The 10,635-nt window shown below is 59.8% G+C and carries 6 protein-coding genes; 1 reads left to right on the top strand and 5 read right to left on the bottom strand.

Features of this window, described 5'->3' with window-relative positions; genetic code table 11:
• The 3 genes from ACFMO7_RS00685 to ACFMO7_RS00675 all read right to left on the bottom strand — a co-directional run.
• The coding region (locus ACFMO7_RS00685; RefSeq protein WP_376793617.1) for a flippase activity-associated protein Agl23 at positions 1-1,539 on the bottom strand (1,539 nt) is incomplete at its 3' end.
• Between the two features lie 46 nt (positions 1,540-1,585).
• Positions 1,586-3,973 carry a DUF2298 domain-containing protein gene (locus ACFMO7_RS00680; protein ID WP_376793616.1) on the bottom strand — a complete coding sequence of 796 codons (2,388 nt, stop codon included), beginning with the start codon at positions 3,971-3,973 and terminating at the stop codon, positions 1,586-1,588.
• A gap of 291 nt (positions 3,974-4,264) precedes the next feature.
• Entirely contained in the window at positions 4,265-6,130 is a 1,866-nt protein-coding gene (locus ACFMO7_RS00675; RefSeq protein ID WP_376793615.1) for a glycosyltransferase family 39 protein, read from the bottom strand.
• A 481-nt stretch (positions 6,131-6,611) separates the two neighbouring features.
• On the opposite strand from ACFMO7_RS00675, the gene ACFMO7_RS00670 reads away from it, so the two are divergent.
• On the top strand, positions 6,612-8,396 hold the full coding sequence (locus tag ACFMO7_RS00670; RefSeq protein ID WP_376793614.1) for an acyl-CoA dehydrogenase family protein: 1,785 nt from the start codon (positions 6,612-6,614) through the stop codon (positions 8,394-8,396).
• A 405-nt stretch (positions 8,397-8,801) separates the two neighbouring features.
• Here the strand turns inward: ACFMO7_RS00670 and ACFMO7_RS00665 are convergent, their stop codons facing one another.
• Both ACFMO7_RS00665 and ACFMO7_RS00660 read right to left on the bottom strand, forming a co-directional pair.
• Positions 8,802-9,002 carry a hypothetical protein gene (locus ACFMO7_RS00665; protein WP_376793613.1) on the bottom strand — a complete coding sequence of 67 codons (201 nt, stop codon included), beginning with the start codon at positions 9,000-9,002 and terminating at the stop codon, positions 8,802-8,804.
• Positions 9,003-9,444: 442 nt separating this feature from the next.
• Positions 9,445-9,894 (bottom strand): plastocyanin/azurin family copper-binding protein, encoded by a 450-nt coding sequence (locus tag ACFMO7_RS00660; protein WP_376793612.1) that lies wholly within the window; start codon positions 9,892-9,894, stop codon positions 9,445-9,447.
• Between the last annotated feature and the right edge of the window lie 741 nt (positions 9,895-10,635).

Raw genomic sequence — 10,635 nt, 5'->3', positions numbered from 1 at the left:
CACCGCCGGCTCCAGTCCCAGCCCCGCCAACAACATCAGCGGCAGCGTGATATGGATCGTCAGCCACGGCATCTTCTCCGCTGCCCACGAGTACAACACCAGGTTCCCCACGCACCAGTACACCAACCACAGCCGCCAGCGCGTCGGCCTCAGCAGACAGCGCACGATCCCCACGATCCCAAAGACCACCCCCACCTGCTCATAGAGCGGGATCAGCAGCAGGTAGTAGTACCACGGCTGCCCCCCGCGCGCGACCTGCTGCTGTTCCAGCCAGTAGTAGATACCAGCCCAGATGCCATCGCCGATGCCCCCTTTGATATTGGTAAAGAGGACTGTGAACAGGACCAGGAAGATGGCCCAGAAGAGCAGGATCGCAAAGAACCAGTGGGTCCAGGGCATCTTCACCAGCGTCGCCAGCACCGGCTGCCTCTCCTCCTCCACCCAGCGCGCCAGGCCACGTGGTTTTTCCTGGCGCGCTGCCTCTACCGCGGCCTCCCCGATGAACATCTCGCGCAACAAGATCCCCAAGACCAGCAAGCCAAGGGCTATGCCCAGCCAGGGAATGATCTGAACAGTACGATCCTTCAAAGCAGCCACAAAGGCATCTGAGGTTTGCTGGTGCGATGTAATGTAAATTGAAAGATTATGCAGCCAGTGGAAGAACAGCAGAGCCACCGCTCCCCCGATGAGAAGGTAGGCCAGCAACAGCAGGGGGGCCGCCGTCCGCGGCAACCAGCCTGGCTCTCCCCCGACCCTCTCTCTCACCCTCCACCGGCTCCCCAGCTCCCAGACCAGCACCCCTCCCCCATAGCTGCCCACCACCGCCAGCGTCAAAAACGTCGCCTCCTTCGTCGCATACGACAGCGCCAGCCCCAGCACCCCCACCAGCAGCCACCTCAGCTTCCTCTCCTGCACATACCGCACCAGCCCCACCACCAACACCAGCGTGAAACACGCCATGTAGATGTCCTCTCGCGCAAACCGCGAGTAGTACACCAGGCTCGGCGACACCGCCAGCAACACCGCCGCCAACCAGGCCGCCACCCGTCCCATCGCCCTTCTGAGTAGATATGGCAGTCCCACCACCACCGTGCCCAGTGTCGCCGCCAGCAGCCGCACCGTCGTCGTATTCACCCCATTGTCGGGCACTCCCACCACCTGTGCCAACTTATAGACCAGCGCCATCGCATGAAACTGGAACGGCCCATGCAACAGCGGATCATAGTGATAGCTCAAAATGTTGAGCGAGAGCTGGAGGGAGAAATAGGCATGGAGACTCTCGTCGTGATGCAGCGGGCGCGCCCCCAGGTCCCAGAATCTCAGCACCGCCGCCACCGCCAGCACCACCCCATAGGCCACCCACTCCAGCACCTGCCCGCGTGAGAGTCCCCGACGACTTCTCTGCTCGCCCTGCTCAGTGGAAGGCAGAGCCAGCGCCCGCTCGGCGGAATCGCCCTGCTCAGTAAGCGGGCCGGCCAGCAGCAGATCCCGTTCGGAGCGACCATCTACAGGCTGATGCTCAAAGCTCTTCAAATCCAAGACCCAACTCCTCATACGACCTGTACCGGAAGGGCAGAGGCCACACCTAGGATAGAGTGACCTGATAGATTGTCACGCCCTCGGCAGAATAGACCACATGTAAGAACGACGAGAAGCGACCCAAATTGATCGTTTGATATTTCGCCAGCTCCAGTGGTCCCACGTAGACATAGGTCACATGATAGAGAGCCAGCAGCGAGCGGACAACGCTGGCCTGGGGACTGGTATAGATCGTAGCCACATCGCTGGCCCGCCGATTAAAATCGGCGGCGTAGGTCAGATTCCTCAACCAATTCACGCGCCACTGATACTCGTGGCCAATCCAGCCCATAATGGTCGGCAGACCGGTAAAGGCCGAGATACGCGCATAGTCGCTATAGTCTGGGCCAACCGCCTCAACGATGACTGGGTCACCGCTGACATGAGCATTGAGCCAGCGGATGGCCGCATAATCGCCAGGATCAGTCTGAGAGAGATAGGTCAACCCATCGAGACTATTGCTCCGCTGCGCGAAATGATCCGTCCGAGTATAGCTGCCCGCTATCGGATAGACCGCCCCCGCCAACAACAAGAGACAGAGGGCCGCCGTCCACACCACCTGCAAGCCCTCTTGCAAAAGACGCTGCAGCGATGTCACCATCTCTCCGGGCCGCAGAGCCTCCAGGATAAAGAAGAGAGCAGCCCCGCAGGCGATCGAGAGCTGGGCCCACGATTGAAAATAGAATTTAAAGACCGTATTCATACGAGGATAACTATCGGCGAAGACATCGCGCAGATAGAGCACCTCGCAGCCGGCCACCAGAGCGAACGCCAGCGAGCCAAGCAGCAGCGTAAAGGCCAAAGCCCGATCGCGAAGGTGAGAGAGCACCAGCACAGCGCCAACCGCCGCCAGCGCGCCTGCCGCCACAAACGTACCGCTATTGCGCATCAAAAGCAGGGCCACCAGCCCCAAGAGAGCGATCACCCAGAAGCTCAACCACTGGCCGCTGAAGCGCACCAGCCACCTGAGCCAGGCTGGCGAAGCAACGGACGTCTCTGCATTCTCCCCCTCTCCCGCTGTCCCCTCCTCTTCGGCAAAGGCGGGCAATTTCACCACGCTTGCCACCAGCAGAGAGAGAAAGACGAAAGCGAACAGGCCATAGATCAGAATCTCCTGCGAAGGAGGTGAGCGATCGGCAGGGCCGACCACCCCGATGCCCTGAGACGGCGAAACAAAGCTCAAATAGAAGGGCAGATAGAAGGCCAGCGAGAGAATAATCAACGGCACCGCCGCGGCAGCAACATCAACCAGAAGGTCGCCCTGGAAGCGACGTCCATGCACCAGCCACTGCTGGAGAGCAATACAGACCAGGGTCAGGCCCAGGTACGTCGGGTAGTCCCAACCATTCATCGTGAAGAGCGCGCCGATCACCAGAGCCGTCGCACCCAGTGTCAGAGGCAAGCGCCAGCCGCGCCCAAAGATGAAGATCCCCCGGCCTTCCCGTTCCAGGAAGAGATTGAAGGCCAAAGCGATAGCCAGAATCGTGAATGCCAGAGCCAGCACATGGGCGTGGAAACAGGAGAGCAGGAAGCTGAAGGCGGGGAACTCATTAATCGTCTTATCAACCACCCGCGAAGGTGCATACCAATCAAACTGGCTGAGATCTCCATGATCACGCCACCATTGCTGGGTCGCCGCCAGATTGCCCAGAATCAAGCCCAGCACCATCGTCAGCAGACCATACGGAATGGCCCCCACCAGGCGCGGGAAAGCCAGAGCTGGCCCCTCCGCGCCTTCATCGTTCGGGGGAGAGCCAGCAGCGCGGACATGCCTGGCCCAGGCAATCACATTGCAAGTTACGCCGAAGAGATTGACCGCCGTCAGGCCGAAAAAGATACAGATCCCGGTGTTAAAAGCGATGGAGGGCGACTGTCCTAAGAACTTTGCCAGCACCACGATCGTAAAATGCGCGTAGTAATAATAATTGATCGGATAGCCGGCATACCACATATCGTTCGGCGGCAGATGAGGGCTGCGCATAATAGCGGCGATAAAGCCCTCATCCATAAACATCTCAAAGCCACGGATATCAGGGCCATAGGAGCGAATCCAGCCGAGCAAAAATACCATGCCCAAGAAGACCAGCTCACAACTGGCCAGATAGCCCACGTTCGTCCTCAGAAGCTTGAAGAGGGTTGTACGTGTCAAGAGCAGGCCAGCGAGAGCGGGGATCAACAGCAAGCCGAAGACCCCGATGATAAAGGCCCGACTGAACGGCCAGGATTGGACGCACATCAAAGGCAGCCAGACACAGAAAGCAAAGAGCGAGAGCGCCAGAGCCTTGCTAAAGGCCCAGCCGCGGTCGGGGAGATTACGCAAGACCGTCACAGTCAGCGGCAGGCAGAGCAGGCCCAGAAGCTCCACCAACGCCCACATAAAGAGCAAGTCAAGCATAGGAGTACTCGATCAGCAGCAGCATAGATTTCCCAGCTCCTGAGCCTGAGCCAGCTTGCAGCGGCCAGGGCAACAGCAGCATCGCTCGGCGCCCCGGCCACAGCCGATTGTCAAGCGCTGAGCCTACAGAGACAGCCCTTAGCGTACTACCAAGCGGCCACAGGTAGGTTGTAGCAGCGGCAAGATCGGAGCCAGAGCCTCTCACGATCTTCCAACACCTCCAATTACCAACGAATCTGCCGCCCATTCTGTCCCGCTAACAGCTCCGCCCTGGGAGGAAAGAGACCCCGATTATGGGGTCGAGAACGCACAGTTGAGCGAACCGGTAGGTTGAGATTGCGGCCAGCGAACCCCAGCTACGAGCCTCTCAAAGAGCTGCTGCGGGGTATAAGGATACGGGTGATCGCGCACAAAGATCCTGGCGACCGGATGATCGAAAACCGAATAGCTCTCATCGGCCCCGCTATCGTCGAGCGTAATCCCAAAGAGATGCGGACGCACCACAAACTGGGCGGCCAGATGGAAACCCAGCTCTCCACTAAAGAGCAGCTGATAATAGTGAATAGTCAGCGGATAGCGCGCCGGCAGACGCGGGATCGACTTATCGAGGCGATCAGTCGGCATGGTGATGGCATCGACGGTCGGCAAGAGCCTGGCCAGAGTACAGGCCTTCTGCGGCGTATCGTCACCGTAGAGATCCAGACCAGTTTGAGGCTGACCAGCAGCGTTCAGGTAGGTCGCCTGGCGATAGATGCCCGGGTCATGGCCATCGACAGGAACGGGCAAGGGATCATCCCACTGCTCGTAGGTGAGCACACTGCCCGGGGGCAGATGGGCATAGATCCAGCGTGAGGCCATCACCCGCGTATTCGGCTCGCTATAGACATTCAACAGCGCCAGGCCCTGAAAGATGGTGCCCGCCAGAACAATCCCCAGCAACCCATACCCCAGCACAGGCCCCAAGCGCCCATAGGCGGCCCGCCATCGATGGTGAACCTGTCCCTCCCTGGCAGTCAGTCGCTGCTCCAGCCAGTCCTGACACTTCACCAGCAAGCACGCGGCAAGCAGCGCAAGGAACGGGTAGAGGGGCAGCATATAGCGCATAAACTTGACATAGAAGCTGCCCGTAATGGCCCCATAGACCAGAACCCAGGCCAGAGGAATCAGCCAGGCGGAGGGCTGGCGACGCGCAAGCAAGAACCAACCCAGCCAGAGCAACCCAGCCAGAGCAGCCAGGCCCAAAGTCAAGCCCTGGCCCCAGAGGACCATATTCTGCAACTCGTAGAGATAGGGAATGGTGCCAGCGAACTGGCGCACATAGGGCAGATCGATCAGGCCGCGGGCGAGGTCGCCCTGAAAGGCCACCTGTTGAATAAAGTCGCGAGCATCGAGGAAAGCATAGGGCATGGCCACAAAGAAGACCAGTCCGCTGGTGACCAGCGAGAGCGGCAGCAGTTCCCAGCCTTCCAGCGAGCCTTGACGCCACCAGCGCAGCCCAAAGGCCAGAGCCAGCGGAACGATCAGAGGGGCCGCACTAAATTTTGTTGCCAGGGCCAGACCATAGCCCAGACCAGCCAGCAGCGTCCAGCGGAGCGGGCGCTTGCCCTGCAGCAAGCCCACACAGGCCAGGACAGTGAGAGTAACGAAAAAGACCAGAATCGTATCGACTGCATAGAAATGCGAGAGCTGTAACTGCAGAGGAGTAAAGACCTCCAACGCTGCAGCTACCAGAGCCACAGCCCAGGCACGAGGTCGGCCCGGCCGCTCGTCCCCCACCAGCAGCAGTGCCAGCAGAGCCGTGAGCACGATCGTGCCTGTATCGAAGAGGGCCGAAATCGCGCGACCCACCAGCGTGAGGTTGGCAAAGCTTCCCAAGGCCGGGAAGAAAGGTTTGAGGACAGCCCCTACCGCTGCCAGCAGATAGATCGGAAATGAACCATAAGCGAAAAACTGTGGATTGAGGGGAGAATGGGCGGCATCCAGAAACTGGGCCCAGCTTGTGGGCCTGGCGATCGCCACGACGTGGAAGAGAATCTCACGCTCATCAGGATGAAAACTATTGCCGTCATCCCAGTTCAAGCCATAGAGGCGAAGAGCCAGGCCGAGTATGGCCAGGGCGATCAGCACGAGTGGACGCCAGCGAACAACAAGCTTCACGGAGCGCCTCTATCGTCTCTCTAGTCGAAATGATCCATCTATCGCCACCGCTGTCCAGCAGGACAGGCTATCGTCTTTTTCTCGCGATTGTGGCCTTTAGTATAGGGGGGATGACCTGCGGCGGTCAAGAGAGAAGGCAGGTCTGGCGAGCCGAGGGCCGGCGAAGAGCAATCGCCCACAGCGGTGGTGGTGGGCGGACGCAATCGCTGGAGGAAACTACGAGTGCACATTGTCGGACTCCTTCCGCACAAAACGGCAGCATCGCTGCTCTCTTTGCTAAAGCATACCATAACCACGACAGTCAGACAACGGCAGGCAGGCCCGGCCTCGCTCTCCATGGAGCCAGCAGATGTGCTACACTGCCTACTATGGGCAGTGGTAGAGAGGGAAGGAGGAAGAAAGGAAGGGAAAGTGGCCCACCCAAGATAAGCATGGGCCTCTGTCCACCACCATAAGCAGTGAAGCAGAAAGGAGGCCACGAGTGCCCGCACTGGACGCACAGAGCCTGATGCCAGGCACCGAAGGCATCAACTTTTATCAGGCCGATCCCATCCTGGAGCAACTGCTTCAGCGCTACCTCTCCCCCGACGACTACGAGCGCGCGCGACCAGTCCTTCTACACATGGGAGCAGTCGCCTCCGAACGCATGGACACGCTGGCCGCCATCGCCGACCGTCATGGGCCAGTACTGCGCCAGTATGATCAGCGTGGTCAGCGCATCGACGAAGTGATCTTTCATCCAGCCTACCATGAGCTTGAGCGCATCGCCTACCAGGATTTTGCTATCGCCGCCTGTACCCACCGCGAGGGCGCCCTGGGCTGGCCGGGCCGTGTGCCCCAGCCCGTGAAATTCGCCCTGGCCTATCTAGGGATGCAGGCCGAAGCGGGCGTCTTCTGTCCCGTTTCCATGACCGATGCCCTGGCCCGCGTTCTGGAACGCTACGGCGACGAAGCCCTCAAGCAGCGCTTTCTCCCCCACCTGACGGCCCTGCGTCTTGAGGAACTGCAACAAGGAGCCATGTTCCTGACCGAGAAGCAGGGCGGCTCAGACGTCGGCCAGACAGCGACCATTGCCCGCCGTCGAGAGGTCAGTGAACCTGATCAGGTGGGGCCAGAACCCTGGCCCCAGTGGCAACTGTGGGGAGAAAAGTGGTTCTGCTCCAATGTCTCTGCCGACCTGATCCTCACCCTGGCGCGACCCGACGGCGCCCCAGCAGGCACACGAGGCCTGGGTCTCTTCCTGGTTCCCCGCCGCCTGCCAGATGGCAGACGCAACGCCTATACCATCAATCGCTTAAAGGAGAAGCTTGGCACGCGCTCGCTGGCCACAGGCGAGGTAACCTTAGAGGGGGCCTTCGCCTATCAGGTCGGCCTCCTCGAGCGTGGCTTTGTCCAGATGACCGAGATGATCAACCTGACGCGCATCTGGGCCGCCATCGGCTCGCTGGCCGCCATGCGGCGCAGTCTGCTAGAGGCCGCCGTACATAGCCAGGGACGCATCGTCTTCGGGCGCCGTCTCTGCGACCATCCCCTCATGCGGCGCCAACTGGTCGACCTTCTGCTGGAAGTCGAGGGCTGCGCGGCCCTCGCCTTCGAGACGACCGCGGTCCTGGAGCGGGTTGATCGCTACGGGAACGAAGATGATCGGCGTCTGCTGCGCATCCTGACCCCTCTGTGTAAGTACTACATTCCCAAGCGGGGCGAGTACGTCACGCTGGAAGCTCTGGAGATGCGTGGGGGCAACGGCTACGTCGAAGATTGGGTGAATCCACGCTTGCTGCGCGACGCCATCGTCAACGCCATCTGGGAGGGGGCCAGCAATGTAATTGTCCTCGATGTCGCCCGGGCAATGGCCCGTGAGGGAAGCCACCTGCAGCTCTTCGCCTGGCTACAAGAGCGCCTGGCCGCGCTCCAGCATCCGGAACTAGCAGAAAGCCTCGACCTTCTGCGAACCAGCCTGGAGCACCTGGCGACCCGCATTCAGGCTTTGACCGCGCTCGACTCCGAAGCCGCCCAACTGCCGCTGCGCGGTCTGGTGGAGCGCCTTGCTCAGGTCACCATCGCCACCCTCCTGCTTGAGCAGGCAGCCACGGCGCTTCAAGGGGCATCTTCTTGCGGACCAAGGCAACTGCTCGTCGCCCAACTCTTCATGAGGCGTCATCTCCAGCCTCACCCTGATGGTTGGCAGGCGGATGACGACCGCCGGCCTCTGGAGGCCTTCGAAACTCTGCTTCAGGGAGCGGTACGCTTTCCCCAGCCGGCCTAGCAAGCAAGCGGGAGAAGAAGACGGTCCGTAGAAGATGAGAGACGAGGGTCAAGCGATGAAACCAGGCCCTGCTTAGCCCACTCAGGACTGGATAGGCCAGGAAGCCCTGAAGAAGGAGCTGCAAGCCTTCAGCGATGCCGGCCCGGCGTGTCGATGCGGGGCCGGACGGATGGGCCGGCATCGCGACGGCGGACAGCTACACATAGCCTATCTTCATAGCTGGAGAGGAACGTCAGAACGAGTGAAGAGAAGAGCGAAGCTCGCTCAAGAGCAGGAAGGATAAAGAGACAAAAGACCACGCCTCTTCTCGCCCGCCAAAGCCGCCAGCGAATTCCGCCGGGCCACGGGGAAAAGAGCAGCACGCGGCCTCACGACACCTGCGAACAGGGGATAGCAGGCACTCACTTAAGCCAGAACGCCATCACGTTCCCCCACCAGGCGCTGGATCTCGCGCAGGCGCCACTCGGCCCGCTCAACATCCTCCAGAGCCTGGGCCAGGATACGCTCCTCAAGGGAAGAGAAGGACTGCTCGATTTCGGGATCGATCGAGCCGCCAAGCAGTTCCAGAGCACGATGGAGCCTGGGATCTTCAGTTGCAGCTACCATTGACATGGCGTGTCACCTCTCGATTAAGCACTGGGTCTTGCAGTAAACAAGCCATCAAGCAATGAAAAAAGAAGTAGCAGTAAAGAAATAAGGATCGGCGCCCTCGTGCCTCGGGCAGTCTTGAACGCCAGAAGGACGGAAGAGCGGGACCATCTGGATGCGGCGCCCCCAGATGGAAGTGCTCGCTCCTCACAAGAATACGCCCGAACGCCGATACAGGTTGCACCCCTCGCACCACCGCCGACTTCATTCATAGTCTCCATTTCTATGATACGTCTGGCGCCAAAAACGGTGTAAAGGGGCAACCAACATTCCTATCTGCAAAAATCCCAAACTGCCAGCTCTTTCCGGGAGGAGGACGTAGGGGCAGCCCTCCCTGTCCTCACTCAGGAGATCAGCCACCGCCTTTGACCCCCTCCCAGAGCATCAGGCCCCGTCTACGTTACTTGACGATCACTGTCAAGTTCATTCCCTGGTGGATTGTACAGTAGAGCTTAAAGGTGCCAGCGGTGGTGAAAGGGCCAATCTGCTTTGTATCGTCGCCGCTGAACTGCACATCAATCTTGGGAGCTCCTGGCTCGATACCGGGCTTAGCGGTCCCATTGACCCAGGAGCCGTTTTGAATAATGTGGGGGACAGCAACCGTATTGACCAGCGTCACGGATTCGCCCTTGCGGATGGTGATAGAGGACACTTCGAAGTTCGCAGCATCCATCTTCACCGTGTTCCCCCCGCTGGTGCCACTCGCCGCTGAGGAACTACCACTGCTGCTGCTCGCATTGGCGGCAGTCGAGCTGGTTGTCCCGGGCCGCGTACAGGCCACCAGCAGCAGGCTTAGCAGCGCCAGCGCTGTCAACACCAACCACAACAAGCGTAGAGGTCTCTGCTCCATAGCAACCTTGTAGCCTCTCAATCCTAGCCGATGCCGAAAGCAGAACGATCTGCACGCACAAGAGAGCGCTGTAGCCCCCGGCCAGCGAAGCTACAGAGCACGCTCTCTCTGTCTCTCGGCTTTTCTTGCTTTCGAGCACATCATACGGCGACTTGCCGTCTCTGCAAATCCGGCAAATACCCGATATTGCGTCGGGTATTTACCTGATCTATTAGCTCAACTGCAGGCCCCCCCAACAACGTTCGCTCCCTCCCTGTCCCCGCGCTTAGCAACCCACATTCTTCATCAGCATGCCAGGCAGAACCCCAGCGCCGCACAGAACGGGCATAGGCTCCCTCAGCGACACAGAAGGGCGCCACGGGAGCAGTCGGCAGCCTCGGCCCGGCAAGCCTCGCCATCACTAGCTTTCTCCAGCTTTTCCTGCTTCTTGAGCGGCAGAACTGCTACAAGAAGACAGACATTGATTTTGCAAATTTTCAACAAGCTACGTCTCTTGCCCGGGTCCTCCTTGACTTCCGTGAAACAGCATGGTATACTCTAAGTGTTCCTGGCAGGGAACACTTCCAGGGAATGACCCTGGCACAAGGCGCAGGCTTTGCTTGGAATCCCGAAAGGAGGTTGTATGCAGATGAAGAAACCGATACGCCTCTTAGGGATGGTGTTCCAGATTGACTAGGAGCGCCCGTAAAGGCGGGCTCTCCGAGCCTCTGAGCGCTGCGCCATCGATCTGACAACCGCTGC

The sequence above is a fragment of the Thermogemmatispora sp. genome (assembly GCF_042408735.1).
Lineage (GTDB): Bacteria > Chloroflexota > Ktedonobacteria > Ktedonobacterales > Ktedonobacteraceae > Thermogemmatispora.
This window is presented reverse-complemented; position numbering and strand designations above follow the sequence as displayed.

What these genes read in the sequence shown, in the direction of transcription:
- ACFMO7_RS00680 (WP_376793616.1), bottom strand. Translation starts at nt 3,973, where the DNA reads ATGCTTGACTTGCTCTTTATGTGGGCGTTGGTGGAGCTTCTGGGCCTG.
- ACFMO7_RS00665 (WP_376793613.1), bottom strand. Translation starts at nt 9,002, where the DNA reads ATGGTAGCTGCAACTGAAGATCCCAGGCTCCATCGTGCTCTGGAACTG.
- ACFMO7_RS00660 (WP_376793612.1), bottom strand. Translation starts at nt 9,894, where the DNA reads ATGGAGCAGAGACCTCTACGCTTGTTGTGGTTGGTGTTGACAGCGCTG.